The sequence below is a fragment of the Verrucomicrobiota bacterium genome (assembly GCA_037139415.1).
Lineage (GTDB): Bacteria > Verrucomicrobiota > Verrucomicrobiia > Limisphaerales > Fontisphaeraceae > JBAXGN01.
Window position 1 is genome coordinate 1 of sequence record JBAXGN010000172.1, and the last position, 17,544, is coordinate 17,544.

Genomic DNA, 17,544 nt, shown 5'->3' on the forward strand with positions numbered 1-17,544 from the left:
GGGACTGAGGAAACATGGACCGCAAGGTTGCGTGCGCCTCAGTCCTACTCGACCCTGCCGGGTTGAATTTCTGCTTTTCATTCCGGCAAATATCCCCATGATTGCCGCATGATTTCAGCAATACGATCAGTGCATTTTGTCGGGATCTGCGGCACCGCCATGGCCTCCGCGGCGGCGGCCATGCAGGATAAAGGCATTCAAGTCAGCGGTTCGGATTCCAACGTGTATCCGCCGATGTCCACCTTCCTGGCGGAGCGGAAGATCACCGTGATGATCGGTTACGGGGAACAAAACCTGGCGCATAAGCCCGACCTTGTCGTGATCGGCAACGCCATCTCGCGCGGCAACCCGGAGGTGGAGGCGGTGCTGGAGAAGCGTCTGCGATACTGTTCCTTGCCCGAGTTGCTGAAGCATTATTTCATCCAGGGCCGCCGCTCACTGGTCGTCACCGGCACGCATGGCAAGACCACCACCACGTCGCTGCTGGCCTGGGTATTTGAACACAACGGCCTGAACCCGAGTTTCCTGATCGGGGGCATCCCGAATAACTTCGGCCAGGGCGCGCGGTTTACTGAAAGCGAGTGGTTCATCATTGAAGGGGATGAGTACGACACGGCGTTCTTCGACAAGCGCAGCAAGTTCCTGCATTACCTCCCGGAAGTCGCGATCGTGAACAACCTCGAGTTTGATCACGCGGATATCTTCCCGGATTTGGCGGCGGTGGAGACGACCTTCAAACGGCTGATCAACCTGATTCCCCGGAACGGCCTGTTGCTGGCCAATGGCGATGATCACAACCTGGCACCGCTGCTGAACGTGAATCATTGCCCCGTCAAGAAGTTCGGGCTGGCCGCTGAGAACGCGTTTAACGGTTTCAACCTGCGCTATGGTCCCACAGCCACGGAATTTGAAATCCCCAGCTTCAAGTTTCACCTGAACCTGGTCGGGGAATTCAATGTGCGGAACGCATTGGCGGTGGTCGCCTGCGCCAAGCATTGCGGCCTGAGCAACAAGCAGATTCAATCCGCCTTCGACACCTTCAAGGGCATCCGCCGGCGGATGGAGGTGCGGGGCATCAGCGGCGGGGTGACGGTGGTGGATGACTTTGGGCATCATCCCACGGCCATCCGCGAAACATTGCGGGCGCTGCGCATCAAGTATCCCTCGCAAAAACTATGGGCCGTGTTTGAGCCGCGCTCGAATACCACCCGGCGCAATGTGTTTCAGCACGAACTCCCCGCCGCGTTCGCGGAAGCCGATGCGGTGGTGGTGGCGCAGGTGGCCCGGCTGGAGCAAATTGCCCTGGCGGAACGCCTCGACACCGAACAACTCATGCGGGACATTCAGGCCGATGGTAAAGCGGCGGCGTACCTGCCGGATGTGGACACGATTGTGAAGCATCTGGCCCAACATGTGGAGCCGGGCGACGTGGTCTGCATATTCAGCAACGGCGGGTTCGGCAACATCCACGCCCGGTTGTTGGAGCGTTTCCGCTTCCCACGCTAGTCCAATTGCGGACTGCGGAGTGAAAAGCAAGAGCCGCCCCATGATGCAACGCAGCGTTTGAATACACAGTTCTCATTGCAGGCTGGCCGTTACGCCCGCTATGGCGTGGCGGTGCTGGCGGGCGTGTTGCTTTCACTGGCGTTTCCACCGGTGCGCATGGCGGGGCTCGCGTGGCTGGCGCCGGGGTTGATACTGTTCGCGGCCTTGGGTTGCCGGTCCGGTCCGGCGTTTCGTGTGGGCTTCGTGGCCGGGGTGGCGCATTTTTCCACGTCCCTTTATTGGCTCTTGTATATCCCCGTGAATAAGTTTTACCCGTTACTGGGCTGGGTGGCAGTGAGTACGTATCTGGCGTTGTATCCCGCTGCGTGGGTATGGGTGTCATGGCGGATCGCGCCGGTTCGATTTCAGGCGGATGAATCGTGGGTGGCAGCGGCCCGGCGGTTTGCGGCGACGAGTCTGTTGGCACGCGGCGGTTGGGCATTGAGCGCCGCCATGTTGTGGGTGGGGCTGGATATGGTACGCGGCTGGATGTTGACCGGTTTCCCGTGGAACCTGCTCGGCATGTCGCAATATGAACTGCTGCCGTTGATTCAAATCGTCTCAGTAACCGGGGTTCCGGGCCTTTCTTTCCTGGTGGCGTGGGGAGCGGTGGTGCTGGTGATGGCGGCGGTGGTGCATGGGTTGAATCCCGCGCAGCGCCGGTTATGGCTGGGGGATTTTCTGCCGGTGGCGGTGTTTGGCCTGGGGGTCTGGCTCTGGGGCGCGCGCGAGATCTGGCGTTATCCGGCCGCGCCCGCGTCGTCATTGCGGGTGCTGATGATTCAACCGAGCGTACCGCAAACATTGATCTGGGATGGGCGCGGCAACTCGAACCGTTTCAATCACCTGTTGGAATTCACGGAACTGGCGTTGCGCACGCGGCCCGACCTGTTGCTGTGGCCGGAAGCCGCCATCCCGGAAACCCTTTGTTACGACGAACCCACGTATCGCGCCGTGACCAACCTGGCGCGAAAATATGGCGTCTGGATGATCGTCGGTTCAGATCATGCCGAGCCCAAAGCATCCGGGAAAGAACCGGATTATTTTAACAGCAGCTTCCTGGTATCACCCAGTGGCCGGTTGGCGGCCCGGTATGACAAACAGAAATTGGTGATTTTTGGCGAATATGTGCCGCTGGTGGATTGGCTGCCGTTCGTAAAAATGTTCACCCCCATCAGCGGCGGTTTCGCCCGGGGCAAACATCCGGTGCCCTTTGCATTCACCGTGCCGCCGCGCACCAACGAGGCTTCTGGCACCATGGGGACGCCTCGTCGCCTCGTCGCCTCGGTGCTGATTTGTTTTGAAGATGTGTTTGCCGACCTGGCGCGGGCGGCCGCCACTGAGGAAACCGATATCCTGGTCAATCTGACCAACGACGGCTGGTTTAGTCAGAGCGCGGCGCAATGGCAGCACGCCATCAGCGCCCTGTTCCGCGCCGTGGAAGTGCGGCGTCCCCTCCTGCGCTGCACGAACAACGGCCTGACCACCTGGGTGGACCCGTTGGGGCAGATGCATGAACTCTATCCCGAGGATTTGGAATATCAATTTGGCGAAACCTTCAAAGCCATGACCATCCCCATTCCCGACGCCGCAACGCGCACGCCCACGTTCTATCAGCGTCATGGAGATTGGTTCGGCTGGGGTTGCGCGATTGGCGGACTGCTGTTGGTAGGCGTGCGACGGCGCTTTCGCGAGGCGGAACCACGGTGAAAAATCCCGTAACTTTGGGTTCATCCGTTGCGAGCGAGAAAAAGTGCTTCAAAATTCCGAGGAATCGTTTCATGCTCACCGGCGTCATGATGAAAACGTCTGTGCAACGCAAACCTCAGTCTAGTAGCCGCCGTAATTTTTTACGCGAGGCCTCGCTCTCGGGAGCGGGTGTGGTGACGTTTGCCGGTCTGCTTTCGGGAACTTCCCTTGCTCTGGCCGGTGGAAAAGGGGAGGGGAAGGCCTGGCCGGACTTGGATCAGGCACTGGGGCCGATGGAAGCAGCCGTGGAGCGTTTCATGTGGTTGCCACGCAAAGAGGGGCGGTTGCTGAATGCCTTGGTGCGATTGGCGCGGGCCAAGAATGTGTTGCAGGTGGGCGGATCGGTGGGGTTTGCCTCGCTCTGGCTGGCCGCCGCTTTGGCGGAAACGCGCGGGAAACTGACCACGATCGAAATTCTGCCGGAACGGGTGGAGTTGGCCAGGAAACACTTGGTGGCGGTGGGATTGGGGCAGCGTGTCACCTGCCTGACGGGGAACGCCCACAAGGTGGTGCCGACGTTGAAAGGGGCATTTGATTTCGTGCTGCTGGATGCCGATAAAACCGGGCACGTGGATTATTTCCAGAAGCTGCATCCGGCCAAATTGGCCGAACATGCGCTGATTCTGGCCAATAACGCGGCCCAACCGGGCGAGGGGATGAAGGCCTATTTGCAATTGCTGATGGCGCATCCGGAGTATGACTCTGTGGTAGTCAGCGCCACCTTGGAAGATGGGTATTGCCTGAGTGTGAGAAACCCTTGATTGCGGAACCCTCGATTGCGGATTTCGGAATGAAGCCGATTTTGCAGAAAAATAAACCGGCAAAAATATAGGGAACCCTCCATTTCGGAATGCGGAATCCTTGATTTCGGAATTCGGATTTCGGAATGTGGAATGGAGCCGATTTTGCAGAAAGATTGGCCGGCAGGAGCGCTCGGAGAAGCGGTGTGTAATCGGGGGTGAAAGTCTCTCAGGTCTGGCGGCGAGGCCGCTGGAGTTTGAAACGAAAAATACGAGGTGGGCAGGGGCTGTGGTTCCGTACCCCCTCACATGTTTCCTCTTCCTCTGGGAGAGGATTGCATTATCCGGCTGAGGGAATCGGCTTAACGGATGCACTTGCTTTCGGGTAATTCCGCGGCCATGGGAACCCCCGAACCGCCGCTTCCAGCTTGAACCAAACCGAGCTTGATGCAGATCTGGGCTGGCATAGAATGCCGCATACGATTCTTGACGTGGGGGTGCCGACCCGTACTATGCCCCGACGATGTCGTTGGCACGACTTACAACATGAATCGTTTTTCGCCCATACTGGCCACTGTCTGGCTCGGTATTGCGCTGCTATGCCAAGCCGCCGAGGATGAAAAGCATTATGGTCCGCTCATTAACCAGAGTCCCTTGGTGCTGACGACCGGTGTGCGCGAGGAATGTGTTGGACCGTTCTTCAGCCATCAAAAGGTGGGCTCGCAAGTGACGAGCGTTTTTGCACCCTTTTTCTCCACCACCTCCGATCCGGAACTGGAAATGACGGAATGGGACATCCTGTACCCCTTGATTTCCTATGACTGCTTTGGGAGCGAGTACCGGCTGCATTTTGGGCAATTGATCGCGTTTTCCGGTGGGAAAAACCAGGCGGACCAGGCCAAGGATGGTTTTACGCTGTTTCCGATTTATTTTCGCACCCGCTCAGCGGAGTCCAACGCGAGTTATACGGCGGTCATGCCGTTTTATGGGACCGTCAAAAACCGGCTGCTGCGCGATGAAGTCAACTGGGTGATGTTCCCGCTCTATGTGCGGTCGGTGAAACGGGATGTGATTACCTACAATTACCTGTATCCGGTTGGCCATGTGCGGCATGGCAATCACCTGGAAGGTTGGCAGGTCTGGCCGTTCCTCGGGCGTGAAATCAAGGATGCCTGCACCATTACCAACCGGTATGATGAGGCGGAAGTGATCCCCGGCCATGAGAAATCGTTTTATCTCTGGCCGTTCTATCTCCACAACACACTGGGGTTGGGCACCACGAATGTGACCCGGCTGGAGTCGCTCCTGCCATTCTATGCCTACGAGCGCTCGCCGCTGCGCGATTCCACGACGTACTTTTGGCCACTCGGTTACACCGTTACCGATGACCGGCAACAGCAGTTTCGGGAACGCGGCATGCCCTGGCCGCTGGTGGTATTTGCGAGCGGGCCGGGCAAGCATACTTCCCGCGTGTTCCCCTTCTACAGTCACGCGTACAACGCCAAGCAGCAGAGCGGCTTTTGGCTCTGGCCGCTGTATAAATATAACCGGATTCGTTCCGATCCACTCGCGGGGGATTACCTGCGGATCATGTTCTACCTGTACATGGACCGGTTTGAGCGCAACACCGCCACCAAGGAATCCCGGCGGCGGACCACGCTGTGGCCGTTGTTTTTAAAGGAGCGCGACATGGAGAACAACTCGCACTTCCAAGTATTGACCGTCTTGGAACCGTTTATTCCCAACAACAAGAGCATCGAGCGCAACTATTCCAACCTCTACGCGTTGTGGCGTGCGGAGAAGAATTCCAAGACCGGGGCCAGCAGCGAATCGTTGCTGTGGAATCTGTACCGCAGCGATGCCACCCCCGATACAAAAAAAAGCTCGATTTTCTTTGGTCTTTTCCAGTATCAATCCGGGCCGGATGGCAAGCAGTGGCGGATATTCAACCTCCCGGTTGGCGCATCCAAGGCGGTGGCCGCAAAGCCCCGGCCTGAATAAACTATGTTTCGAAGCATTGGCGAGTTGTTATTATTGGCATGGCGCACCCTGATGGCGCTGCCGCTCACGTGGCGGCAGCGGCAGAAGGTGTTCGAGCAGTTGTTTGAAATCGGCAACGCAAGTTTGCTGATGGCCTGCATTCTTTCCATCTTCATTGGTGGCGTGCTGGCGCTGCAAACGGGGCCGGTGCTGGCGGAGCGTGGGCTGTCCGGCCTGCTGGGCGGCATTGTGGGGCTCTCAGCCTGCAAAGAGCTGGCGCCCGTCATGATGTCCATTTTGATTGCGGGACGCATTGGGTCAGCCATGGCGGCGGAAATCGGCTCCATGCAGGTGTACCAGGAAATTGACGCATTGCGCACGATGAACATCAAGCCGGTGAGTTACCTGGTGCTGCCCCGGGTGGTCGCCATCTCCCTGGCGCTGCCCACGCTGGTAATTTTCGCGGTCATCACCTCCTGGCTGGGCGGCGCGCTGGTGTCGGTGGCCAACGAGAAAATTGATCTCACATTTTCGGCTTATTTCAACAACCTCAGCGAGGTGGTCAAGGTCAAGGACGTGCTCAACGGGTTGATCAAGAGCTTTGTGTTTGCAATGGTCATCGGCGTTGTGTCGTGCCAGCAGGGCTTGGCCACCATCGGCGGCCCGCGCGGCATCGGACGCTCGGTGACCAAGGCGGTGGTGAATTCCATCGTGCTGATCCTGATCCTGGATTATTTCCTCACCCGCGTTTTGCTGTACTTATAACCATGAGCGGCACGTCAACAGTCACCGGTGTGGGCCTGCAAGTGCGCGGGCTGCGCAAGAGTTTTGACGGCCAAGCCGTCCTGAAAGGGTTGAGCTTCGAGGTCAACCCGGGCGAGTGCTTTGTCATCATGGGGCCGAGCGGCAGCGGCAAAACCGTGTTGCTCAAGCATTTGATCGGTTTGGAGACGCCGGATGCCGGGGAAGTGCTCATTGGCGGGAAGCCCATCACCTCGCCGGAGGTCATGGAGCAGTACCGCATGGCGCTGGTCTTTCAATCCGGGGCATTGCTGAACTCCTTGACCGTGGGTGAAAACGTGGGCCTTTACCTGAGCGAGCACCGGCTGAAACCGCCCGCCGAAATCGCCCGCATTGTGGCCGCCAAACTGGAGGCGGTGGGGCTCAAGGGCGTCGAGGATAAAATGCCGAACGAACTCTCCGGCGGCATGAAAAAACGCGTGTCCATCGCGCGCGCGTTGGTGATTGAGCCGCAACTGATTTTCTATGATGAACCGACCAGCGAACTGGACCCGGTCATGTCGGTCACCATTGGCGAGGAGATTGCCCGGTTGAACCAGGAGACCGGCGCCACGTCGGTGGTGGTCTCGCATGATCGGGATCTGGCCTTTGGGATCGCCCACCGCATGGCGATTATCCTGGACGGAGAAATCCGGGCCGTGGGCACGCCGGAAGCCATTCGTAAAACCTCGGATGCCAGCGTGCTGGCCTTCCTGAACGCCAATTTTAAATTTACAAAACACTGAGATTCGCATGAAAAATTCACTGGAAACCCGTCTGGGCATTTTTGCCGCGCTGGCCGTCATCACGGCCGTGGTCATCCTGGAGGTCATTGGCAGCCTGAACTTCAAGGGCACCTACCGCCTCCACGCGCTGTTTCACAACGCGCACGAACTGAAATTGGGCGATACCGTGAAAATGGCCGGTGTCCCCATTGGCAAGGTGATGGACCTCAAGCTTACCAACAACCTGGTGCGCGTCACCATGCGGCTGAACAAGGACGTCACCGTGCTTACCTCGAGCCGAGCCGCCATTCGTTTTGCCGGGCTGATGGGGCAGAATTATGTGCAGGTCAATTTTGGCGACGGCGCCTCCACGCTGTTTGTGGATAAAGATTTCAAGGATGTTACCGCGTTGATCGCCAAACTCTCGGATGTCTCGAACCCGGTGTCCGCGTTCCTTTGGAGCAAACTAACGCCGGAAACCAAGCTGGTTTTGGCGGATGCGAGTGTTCCCGCGGACAAACAGCAAGCCATGTTAGCCAAGGAACTGAACAAAATTATTAAAGGCGACACCATCTTTGCCACCAACCGGTTTGCGGGGGTTAAGCTTTCCGCGGAAACCGCCGATCTGGTCGCCCAAAGCCTGCTGGATGAAGACCAGTTGCGGTGCAATCGTCTCCTGTTGGAGGATGCCTATCCGGCGTTGATCGTGAAGAATCAAAAAGGCGTTCCATTGGGTGATGATACCTATATCCAGACGGTTGAACAGCCCGATCTGAACGACATCATGACCAAGCTGGAGAGCGTGGCGACCGGCGTGGAAAACGTCACCAAAACCTTCAGCGGCGACAAACTGGACAACATGCTGGGGCCACTGACGGATTTGATCAAAACGCGCAAAGACGATATCTCGGCCTCCATCCTGAACCTGCGCACGAATCTGGAGAACATGTCGGTGGTGACCACCGACCTGAAGAATGGCCGCGGCACCGTGGGCAAGCTGCTCACCGAGGATACGCTATACATCAAGGGCTTGGCAACGGTCACCACCCTGGAGGCCACGGCGGCGGATGTGCGCGCGACCATCGCCAAAGCCCAGTCCATCATCACCAACGTCACCGAAATTGTCGCCCAAGCCAATGCCGGCCGCGGCACCGTCGGCATGTTGCTGACCGATAAAAAACTGTACACTGAGACCACGGATGCCATGGCGCAACTCAACGAGATTCTCCACAAGGTGAATCGCGGCGAGGGTTCCGTCGGCAAACTTATCAATGACGACAGCCTGATCCGAAATGCCAAGATGACCCTACAAAAACTCGACAAGGCCACGGAAGGTTTGGAGGATCAAGGCCCGCTCAGCGTCATGGGCATGATGGTGAACAATTTGTTCTGATGTGAGCGTTTGGCTGGTCATTACCAATCCGGCATAATTTCAGGTGGATTGCAGGCTTGGCAGCCAGCCATGATTCGCGGTACTTTGCTCTCATGATCAATATGCGCCACCGGATCGGTTACGCGGGAATTGCCGCGATGGTATTTCTCGCGCCAACCTTGTTGGCCGCGCCTGCTTGGCGTGTGGAAACCGTTGCCGGCAGTGGTCAGCCCGGCTATTCCGGGGACGGTGGGGTGGCCACCCAAGCCCAGTTAAACAACGCTTTCGGAGTGGTGCGCGGCCCGGACGGTTCTATCTACGTTTGCGATTTTAATAGCGGAGCCGTGCGCAAGGTGGATGCCCGGGGAATTATTACCACCGTTGCGGGGACCGGGCGACCCGGGTTTGGTGGTGACGGTGGACCAGCCATCCAGGCGCAACTCAATCAGCCGCATGAACTGCGTTTCGATACTGCTGGTGACCTTTATATTGCCGATACGGCCAGCCACCGGGTGCGCAAGGTTAATCTCAAGACCGGGATTATCACCACGGTGGCGGGAACCGGTATGGCGGGCTTTTCCGGTGATGGCGGGCCGGCGATCAAGGCTGCGCTCAAACTCCCCATCAGTATTCAACTGGATCGAGCAGGGAACATTTTCCTGTGTGACATTGGCAATCACCGTATTCGCCGTGTGGATACCAAAACCGGCATCATCACCACAGTCACGGGTAATGGCCAACGGACCGCGCCTTCCGACGGTGTACCTTTCAAGGATGCTCCCATTAATGGACCGCGCACGTTGGATTTTGACCCGGCCGGCAATTTGTGGCTGGCAACGCGCGAGGGCAACCAAGTCTGGAAACTGGACCTGGGCAAAGGGACCATCCATCTGGTGGCAGGCACGGGACAGAAAGGCTTCACCGGCAATGGCGGCTTGGCGCGGGCCGCAACCTTGAATGGTCCCAAAGGCATTGCGGTGGCGCCGGATGGTCAGCGCGTTTTCGTCGCGGATACCGAGAATCACTGTGTGCGTTATATTGACCTCGCTACCGGTAAAATCGAACCCGTTTGCGGTACGGGTGTGAAGGGGAGTGGGCCAGACGGTGACGCGTTGAATTGCAAGATCGCGCGTCCTCACGCTGTGTTTGTGGAAACCAACGGGAACATTCTTATCGGCGACACGGACTCCAATAAAGTCCGGCTTCTGCGTCCGGTGCGTTGAGCATCCTTCAGCAACGGTGTTAGGGTGAGGGGGGGGCGGAACTGCATGATGCTCCCGACGGTTTAGATTGCGCGGCTCAAATAGACGGCGTGGGGGATTTCGACAGCGGGGAAATTCCCGGAGCTGCATACCCCCTCACCTCTTTCCTCTCCCTCGGGGAGAGGAGGTCTATTCTGTGGCTGAGGGAGCTTACGCGAATCTGTGTTCAACTTGTTATCCCTGTCTGCTTGAATTAGAAAGGTGGATTTAATGGTTGAATATTCACTGTCTAATGGCGGGATTCTGCTGCGAGCCCCACATTCTCGGGCACGGCAATATTTCAAAGGATAGTTGGGCGTAAAACTTGTCACCCCGCTTCCGCAAGCCGCGCACGCGGTGCTTGCGTTTAGCAAAGACCTGTGTAAACTGTATCCCGTGTTGCGCAGTAATAACCTAACGGTCAGGCTGCCCGGCGGTTTCGCTGGGTGCCTGATTGCTTTCAATGGCTTTCATGGCATTACCGCAGCACAAGCTGTAGCAGTAGCACAAAGTCAAGTACGGGGGTATTAGCAAAGCCATAAGTCCTTGATTATTAGTTGAAGCCAGTTTAGCTCAGTTGGCAGAGCAGCTCACTTGTAATGAGCAGGTCGTCGGTTCAAATCCGACAACTGGCTCCAGTTTCCAGTTGTGCGGATGGAGTTTCCGCCGGCCAGCTTGGAGGTTGGCGGTGGCGCAAAGCAGATTTTATTTATGAAAACAATCAATTATCGTAATTGGGTTGCCTGCCTTTTGGTGGCTGGTTGTCTGAATGCCGCCGCCGGTCTGGCGCATTTATACTCCCCGCTTCATGACGGCGATATGTTCGCTTACGATGGGCCAAGTGGGCAAACCCAGACCACTGTCACCAGTAACCTGCTCAACACGGTGCCGGTGTTTACGGTTTCCAATACCGCCACTCCGACTGTCGCTGATTATTACTATTATAATGGCGATCAATTACTTTGGGCGGGTTACATCCAGGCTGGTTTCCGGTTTGTTCCCAGCACATCCTTGCTGTGGCTGGATGGCAGTAAAGTGGTGGGTGGCTCGTGGACCTCCGTAACCACCGTGGCGTCGTCCTCCGTTTCCATCTTCGAATCCTGGTACATGACGATCACAAATATCAGCACCAATGTGACGGTGAAGGCCGGCACGTTTGAGGATTGCATATTATTTACCGGGTTGGCCTCCTGTTATAATTATAATACCGCCCAATCCTTCAACCAATATTACGCGGCGGTATATGCTCCCGGGGTGGGGAAAATCCGCCAGGCGGTGATTAACCCCAGTGGCACGGTGACAGGCTGGCAAGACCTGGTGGGCGCGGTTGTGAACGGGCATACCGTCGGTACTGGCAGCAACGATGTGTTTAAACCGAGGTTGACGGTGACCACGCCGAAGACTGGTGCCCGGATTACGGGAACCAATGGCATCGTGCGCGTAATTGGCACGGCCAGCGACAACGTCGAGGTGGTTAAAATTAACCTACGAGTGAACAGTAACGATTGGACATCGGCAGTCTTTAGCACGAATAAATTCACGAATTGGTATGCCGACTTGAATATGCCCTCCGTGCCGTTGAGCACCAATGTCATTGATGTGTATGCGCAGGATGGCGCGAGCCCGACGAATAACACCTCCACCACGAATACATTCCGTATGATTTACGCGGTGACGAGCCCACTGACGCTGATCACCAACGGACTGGGCAGCATCACCCGAATCGGGTTCACCAGCAACCTTCTGGAAGTGGGGCGATCCTACAGTGTGCAGGCGGTGCCGGGGAAAGATTACGTTTTTAACGGGTGGACCGGGGGGTACGCCACCAATGCGGCCAAGCTGACCTTTGTCATGCAATCCAACCTTACCTTAACCGCCAATTTCGTGCCGAATCCGTTCACTCCCTTGAAAGGGGATTATGCGGGGTTGTTTGCCCCGACCAACCATTCGGTGGTCACCAATTCGGGATATTTCAGCCTCACACTGACGGATAAGGGCACCTTTACCGGGAAACTGACGGCGGGCGCGGTGGCGGCGCCGATTTCCGGCACCTTCATTGGGGCTGGCACGGCGGCGTTGTCCGTGCGGTTGGGAACCAGCACCGTGTCGCTGGCGTTGCAGTTGGATTATACCAACAAAACCATCCATGGCACGCTTCAGGGGGCGGGTTGGCTGGCGTTGCTGGAGGCACATAAGACAGCGGGAACCGGGCAAAACTTCGCCGGGAATTATACGTTGAAGCTGGAGGGGACAACCAATTCGGTCACCAGTCCGGCCGGTAACGGCGTGGCGGCATTAGCCGTGAGCCCGGCTGGGGTGGCGACCGTGAAAGGTACTTTGGCGGATGGCAGTCTGCTCAACCAGATCACCGTGGTGCTACCCGATGGCGGGATTCCGTTCTATAACTCGATTTACGCCGGACGCGGTTTTGCCATGGGTTGGCTGAGTTTGACCAGTAGCATGCCGCAAGCCGTTCATTGGGTTAAACCTGCCTTGGCGAAGGAAACATATTATGCCAACGGTTTCGATGAATGGCGGAACGCCGGGGTGGCTCGCTATGTCGCGCCGGCCACAAAGCAGGCAGTGGTTGGTTGGACTAATGGATTTTTCATCGCGGAGCAGGGGAATCTGAACGGGGCACTGACCAACCGCCTGGTTGTCAGCAATGCGGTCCTGAAAGCGGGGAGTGGTGGTCTGACCAACGTGGTTATCACCTTCACCCAAGACGGGCAATTCAGCGGCAGTTTCAAAACTCCGGGCGCTAAATCAGCAACTACGTTCAAGGGAGTATTGTGGCAGGCTGACCCGTTGAGCACGACCGGTGGTGGATGGTTTTTGGGGACGAACCAGGCGGGTTCGATCCAGATTCAGCCTTGATCAGTGGGCGATGTGTTACCACGTTTTCGCACGCGGGGTGCGCTTGAGCTGGGCCGCCTTTTCGAGGAATTGCACCTCGCGTGTCAGCTTCAAGAACGACTGATAACGTTCGCGCTCCAAACTGCCGTTCTCCACGGCGGCGAGTACGGCGCATAGCTTTTCCGTGGTATGCGAACAGTTGGTGAACCGGCAACCCGCGGCCAGCTCCTCCAGGTCAGGAAACGTTTCGTGAATGCCGTCGCCCGCCATCCAAAGATGGAATTCGCGCATGCCGGGAGTGTCAATCACCAGCCCACCCTGTGGTAGCACAATCAGTTCGCGCCAACTGGTGGTATGCCGTCCCTTGGAATCGTTCGCGCGCACCTCGGTGGTGGCCTGGACTTCGTCGCCGTACAGGCGGTTGATCAGGCTGCTTTTGCCCACGCCTGAACTGCCAATGAAAACTGCCGCCTCATGTGGGAGAATATGTTGGCGCAGGCTTTTCATTCCCTTGCCGGTATGGGCGCTGACGATGAGAATGGGGGTGTCACCCGCCACCTTTTGCGCCTCCGCCTGCCAGCCTGCCAGATCCGTCGCCAAGTCGGCTTTGTTGAGCACAATGACTGGCCGCAACCCGCCTTCCCGCACCATGAGCGTGAAACGCTCGATCCGGCGCGGGTTGAAACCGGTGTCCAGCGACTGCACGATGAAGGCCACATCCACGTTGGTTACCAGGACTTGTTCGTCCGTCTTGCGGCCGGATACTTTGCGGGAGAGCCGCGTTTTTCGGGGCAGCAGATGGTGGATGACGGCTTTCTCCTCCGCAGGCAGGGCGACAATGGCCACCCAATCGCCCACCTTGGGCAGTTCGGCGGGACTCTTGGCGTGATGCAGCACTTTTCCGGCGCATTGGGCGCGCAGGACGCCCGCCTCCGAGAAGACGACAAAGTGATGTTTATCCTCCACCACCACCCGGGCGGGCTGAAGGGATTTAGCTCGATAGGGAGAAAACGATTGTTCCAATTCCGGGGTCCAACCCAAGGAACTCAGCGTCAAATGCTCGAAAGGCATGTGTTTCTTGAACAAGTCAACATTGCATGGATGGTAACAGATTCAGCATCCTGACGTCGAGTGAAACTTGACGAACGGGCAGAAATGGGTATTAGTAGCAGTGTGAGGTATGGCTATGCAAATGGAACGATTTACCATAAAAGCACAGGAAGCCTTGGCTGCCGCCCGCCAACTGGCGCAGGAACGCAGCCATCAGGCGATTGATGGTGAGCATCTGCTACTGGCGTTGCTCGGCCAAGCCGATAGCCTGGTGCCGCAACTGCTCGGCAAATTGGGGGTAGCGCTGCCGCGTCTGCAAGCCGGGATTGAACAGGAACTCGCCCGCCGCGTGAAAGTGACCGGCACCAGTTCCAGCGATTTATTTCTCAGCCCCGAGTTGAAACAGGCGCTCGATACCGCAGAGACGCACGCCCGTAAATTGAAGGATGAATTCATCAGCGCCGAACATCTTCTCCTGGGCCTCTGCGAGGCGGCGGGCCACGTCTTGAAAAAACTCTTGTCGAGCCAGGGAGTGAAAGCCGCCGAGGTTCTGCGGGCCATGGCGGAATTGCGCGGTAACCAGCGGGTCACGGATCAGAATCCCGAGGGAAAATTTCAGACGCTGGAGAAGTACGGACGGGATCTGACCGCCCTTGCCCGAGCCGGGAAGGTGGACCCGGTGATTGGGCGGGATGACGAAATTCGCCGCGTGATGCAGGTGCTTACGCGCCGCACCAAGAATAACCCGGTGCTGATTGGCGAACCGGGCGTGGGCAAAACCGCGATTGTCGAGGGACTGGCCAGGCGAATTGTCAGCGGAGATGTTCCGGAATCCCTCAAGCACAAGCGGGTGATTGCCATGGACCTCAGCGCGATGATCGCCGGCGCAAAATTCCGGGGCGAATTCGAGGAGCGTCTCAAGGCGTTCATCAAGGAAGTGGTTGCCAGCGAGGGACGCGTCATTCTGTTCATTGATGAATTGCACACGCTGGTGGGCGCCGGAAAAGCCGAGGGATCGGCGGATGCCGCCAATATGTTGAAGCCGCAATTGGCGCGTGGTGAACTGCGCTGCATTGGGGCCACCACGCTGGACGAATACCGCAAGCACGTGGAGAAAGACCCGGCGCTGGAGCGCCGCTTCCAGCCGGTGCAGGTTGCCGAGCCCACGGTGGAGGCTACGATTGCCATCCTGCGCGGACTCAAGGAGCGGTATGAAGTTCACCACGGCATCCGCATTCAGGACGCGGCGCTCGTGGCGGCCGCCACGTTGTCGCACCGTTATATTGCCGACCGTTTTCTACCCGATAAGGCCGTGGATCTGATGGATGAGGCCGCCTCCCGTTTGCGCATGGAACTGGACTCCCTGCCCACGGAGCTGGATCAACTGGAACGGCAGATCGTCCAGTTGGAAATTGAGCAAACTGCCTTGAAGAAGGAAAAGGACGAGGCGTCGCGGGAGCGATTGAAAAAGCTGGAAAAGGATCTCGCCAACCTGCGTGAACAATCCCGGGCGCTCAAAGCGCAATGGGATACCGAAAAAGCCGCAATCAATGTGGTCAGCATTTTGAATGGCCAGATTGAAGAAGCCAAACTGCGCATGGAACAGGCCCAGCGCGGCGGGGATTTGAACAGTGCGGCCCAGCTTAAATACGGGCGGCTTCCCGAATTGCAGCAAAAACTGGCGGCTGCTCAAAAAACTCTGGATGAACGACCGCAAGGCAAACGCCTGTTGAACGAAGAGGTCACCGAAGAGGACATCGCCAAGGTGGTTTCGGTGTGGACGGGCATCCCGGTCAGCCGGATGCTGGAAGGGGAACGGGAAAAGCTGGTCAAAATGGAGGAGCGACTGGCACAACGCGTGGTGGGACAACGCGAGGCCATTACGGCGGTCTCCAATGCGGTGCGCCGCGCCCGGAGCGGTTTGCAGGATCCCAACCGGCCCATTGGTTCGTTCCTGTTTCTCGGTCCGACCGGGGTCGGTAAAACCGAACTGGCGCGCGCCCTGGCGGAATTCCTGTTTGACGATGAGCAATTCATGATCCGCATGGACATGAGCGAGTACATGGAGAAACATTCCGTGGCCCGATTGATTGGCGCGCCGCCGGGGTATGTCGGGTACGAAGAGGGCGGGCAACTGAGCGAATCCGTGCGCCGACATCCCTACGCCGTGGTGCTGTTTGATGAAATTGAAAAGGCGCATCACGACGTCTTTAACGTCCTCCTGCAAGTGCTGGATGACGGGCGGTTGACGGATGGGCAGGGACGGGTGGTGGATTTTAAAAATACCCTGATCATCATGACCAGCAACCTGGCTTCCCCGATCATTCAGCAATATTATTTGGATGGCAAAGTCTCGCGGTCGGATCGTTTGGAAATGGAGGCTCGGGTACAGGCCGAACTCAAGCGCCAGTTTCGCCCTGAATTTCTGAACCGGGTGGATGACTCAATCATCTTTGGGGCGTTGGATGAAGATCAGTTGACGCAAATCGTGGACCTGCAACTACGCCGGGTGGAAACCCGTCTGGCGGAACGTCAGTTGTTTTTGGAAGCAGATAAATCGGCGCGCCAATTTCTTGCCCGGGAAGGCTATGATCCGCAATTTGGCGCCCGCCCGCTTAAGCGCGCCATTCAGCAGTGGCTACTGGACCCGCTGGCGCTCCGACTTCTGCAAGGCGAATTCAAACCGGGCGATAGAATCAAGGTTTCAGCCAAAGGTGAAGCATTGGTGATGGGGAAAAAATAACGGGTTTGGCGTGCCTTTTGCCAAATATATTTGCCGCCATGGTGGCCCGCGGATACTCCCGTAGAATTCGCAGCAGGCGGTGGATGGACCCTGAATTGGAAAAAAAATACCGCGCCCGGTTTATTGGGCGCGGCAGATAAGAATTGTAAACCAGGCTGGATTACACTTCTGGATTAAACGGAAATCCTAAGACAATGGACCATGACTTGAGGTATTCCGCCTGTTTAACCTTGTTCATCTTGCGTAGTTTCCGGCGGCGCATCAGGCCCCAGAATTCCGAGACGAACACGGGTTCCTGGTTGGCGGACAGCTTGCGCTTGTCGTCCTTGTCCACCTTGATGCGGCTGGTCAACTCTGGCCGGCGGCGCAGGGCGGTCAGTTTCAGCAACTGAACCATGGCCACACTGGGCTCGGCTTTGCCATTGACGATTTGGTTGACATGCGAGGAGGTGATGTACAACTGGCGGGCGGTTTCAGACTGGTTCCAGCCCATCAACTTCATCACATCCACGAATTCCGCGGATAACGCACTCATTTTGTTTGCCATATATATTATCTAGGTTGCCGCGCCAAACACTATTGGCGCCTACTGTTAGTAACTTAATTGCGAACCCTCCGCAATGCAAATGGATTTTTTAGAAAATATTTACCGGTCGCCGATGCGGTGCGTTCTTTGGCGGTGCCTGCAGCCGTGCCCGGGCAAGGGATCCAGGGTTGATTCATCTGCGAAACGATAAGAAAAGCCCCGTGAGGCTGGAATTAG

12 protein-coding genes and 1 tRNA gene are annotated in these 17,544 nt (G+C 57.3%); 11 read left to right on the forward strand and 2 right to left on the reverse strand.

Features of this window, described 5'->3' with window-relative positions; translation table 11 throughout:
- The first annotated feature begins 108 nt into the window (after positions 1-108).
- The 10 genes from mpl (at position 109) to WCO56_23315 (ending at position 13,009) form a co-directional block, all read left to right on the forward strand.
- Complete coding sequence (gene mpl / locus WCO56_23270; protein ID MEI7732512.1) at positions 109-1,506, forward strand: UDP-N-acetylmuramate:L-alanyl-gamma-D-glutamyl-meso-diaminopimelate ligase; 1,398 nt, start codon at positions 109-111, stop codon at positions 1,504-1,506.
- Positions 1,507-1,563: 57 nt separating this feature from the next.
- Positions 1,564-3,255, forward strand: a complete 1,692-nt coding sequence (gene lnt, locus WCO56_23275; GenBank protein MEI7732513.1) for an apolipoprotein N-acyltransferase — start codon at positions 1,564-1,566, stop codon at positions 3,253-3,255.
- Positions 3,256-3,341: 86 nt separating this feature from the next.
- A complete protein-coding gene (locus WCO56_23280; protein ID MEI7732514.1) occupies positions 3,342-4,055 on the forward strand; it encodes a class I SAM-dependent methyltransferase in 714 nt (237 codons plus the stop codon).
- Positions 4,056-4,580: 525 nt separating this feature from the next.
- Positions 4,581-6,035 (forward strand): hypothetical protein, encoded by a 1,455-nt coding sequence (locus tag WCO56_23285; GenBank protein ID MEI7732515.1) that lies wholly within the window; start codon positions 4,581-4,583, stop codon positions 6,033-6,035.
- A gap of 3 nt (positions 6,036-6,038) precedes the next feature.
- The gene (locus WCO56_23290; GenBank protein ID MEI7732516.1) at positions 6,039-6,779 is read left to right on the forward strand and encodes an ABC transporter permease; all 741 of its coding nucleotides are present in this window, start codon (positions 6,039-6,041) and stop codon (positions 6,777-6,779) included.
- Between the two features lie 2 nt (positions 6,780-6,781).
- The gene (locus WCO56_23295; protein ID MEI7732517.1) at positions 6,782-7,540 is read left to right on the forward strand and encodes an ATP-binding cassette domain-containing protein; all 759 of its coding nucleotides are present in this window, start codon (positions 6,782-6,784) and stop codon (positions 7,538-7,540) included.
- 7 nt (positions 7,541-7,547) lie between these two features.
- Positions 7,548-8,912: an MlaD family protein gene (locus WCO56_23300; GenBank protein ID MEI7732518.1), complete on the forward strand. Its 1,365-nt coding sequence runs from the start codon at positions 7,548-7,550 to the stop codon at positions 8,910-8,912.
- A 92-nt stretch (positions 8,913-9,004) separates the two neighbouring features.
- The gene (locus tag WCO56_23305) at positions 9,005-10,114 is read left to right on the forward strand and encodes a hypothetical protein (protein MEI7732519.1); all 1,110 of its coding nucleotides are present in this window, start codon (positions 9,005-9,007) and stop codon (positions 10,112-10,114) included.
- A gap of 580 nt (positions 10,115-10,694) precedes the next feature.
- Positions 10,695-10,770, forward strand: a tRNA-Thr gene (locus WCO56_23310).
- Between the two features lie 73 nt (positions 10,771-10,843).
- Positions 10,844-13,009 (forward strand): hypothetical protein, encoded by a 2,166-nt coding sequence (locus tag WCO56_23315; protein ID MEI7732520.1) that lies wholly within the window; start codon positions 10,844-10,846, stop codon positions 13,007-13,009.
- Positions 13,010-13,024: 15 nt separating this feature from the next.
- Here the strand turns inward: WCO56_23315 and rsgA are convergent, their stop codons facing one another.
- Positions 13,025-14,059: a ribosome small subunit-dependent GTPase A gene (gene rsgA, locus WCO56_23320; GenBank protein ID MEI7732521.1), complete on the reverse strand. Its 1,035-nt coding sequence runs from the start codon at positions 14,057-14,059 to the stop codon at positions 13,025-13,027.
- A 115-nt stretch (positions 14,060-14,174) separates the two neighbouring features.
- Between rsgA and clpB the strand changes: the two genes are divergently transcribed.
- Positions 14,175-16,781, forward strand: coding sequence for an ATP-dependent chaperone ClpB (clpB, locus tag WCO56_23325; protein MEI7732522.1), 2,607 nt, complete (start codon positions 14,175-14,177; stop codon positions 16,779-16,781).
- A gap of 160 nt (positions 16,782-16,941) precedes the next feature.
- On the opposite strand, the gene WCO56_23330 is transcribed toward clpB, so the two are convergent.
- On the reverse strand, positions 16,942-17,316 hold the full coding sequence (locus WCO56_23330) for a helix-turn-helix domain-containing protein (protein MEI7732523.1): 375 nt from the start codon (positions 17,314-17,316) through the stop codon (positions 16,942-16,944).
- Positions 17,317-17,544: the final 228 nt, after the last annotated feature.

Bases quoted from the DNA above. Each gene is read 5' to 3' on its own strand.
- WCO56_23290 (MEI7732516.1), top strand. From the start codon at position 6,039: ATGTTTCGAAGCATTGGCGAGTTGTTATTATTGGCATGGCGCACCCTG.
- WCO56_23330 (MEI7732523.1), bottom strand. From the start codon at position 17,316: ATGAGTGCGTTATCCGCGGAATTCGTGGATGTGATGAAGTTGATGGGC.
- WCO56_23315 (MEI7732520.1), top strand. From the start codon at position 10,844: ATGAAAACAATCAATTATCGTAATTGGGTTGCCTGCCTTTTGGTGGCT.
- clpB (MEI7732522.1), top strand. From the start codon at position 14,175: ATGCAAATGGAACGATTTACCATAAAAGCACAGGAAGCCTTGGCTGCC.
- WCO56_23285 (MEI7732515.1), top strand. From the start codon at position 4,581: ATGAATCGTTTTTCGCCCATACTGGCCACTGTCTGGCTCGGTATTGCG.
- rsgA (MEI7732521.1), bottom strand. From the start codon at position 14,059: ATGCCTTTCGAGCATTTGACGCTGAGTTCCTTGGGTTGGACCCCGGAA.
- WCO56_23300 (MEI7732518.1), top strand. From the start codon at position 7,548: ATGAAAAATTCACTGGAAACCCGTCTGGGCATTTTTGCCGCGCTGGCC.
- WCO56_23295 (MEI7732517.1), top strand. From the start codon at position 6,782: ATGAGCGGCACGTCAACAGTCACCGGTGTGGGCCTGCAAGTGCGCGGG.
- mpl (MEI7732512.1), top strand. From the start codon at position 109: ATGATTTCAGCAATACGATCAGTGCATTTTGTCGGGATCTGCGGCACC.
- WCO56_23305 (MEI7732519.1), top strand. From the start codon at position 9,005: ATGATCAATATGCGCCACCGGATCGGTTACGCGGGAATTGCCGCGATG.
- WCO56_23280 (MEI7732514.1), top strand. From the start codon at position 3,342: ATGATGAAAACGTCTGTGCAACGCAAACCTCAGTCTAGTAGCCGCCGT.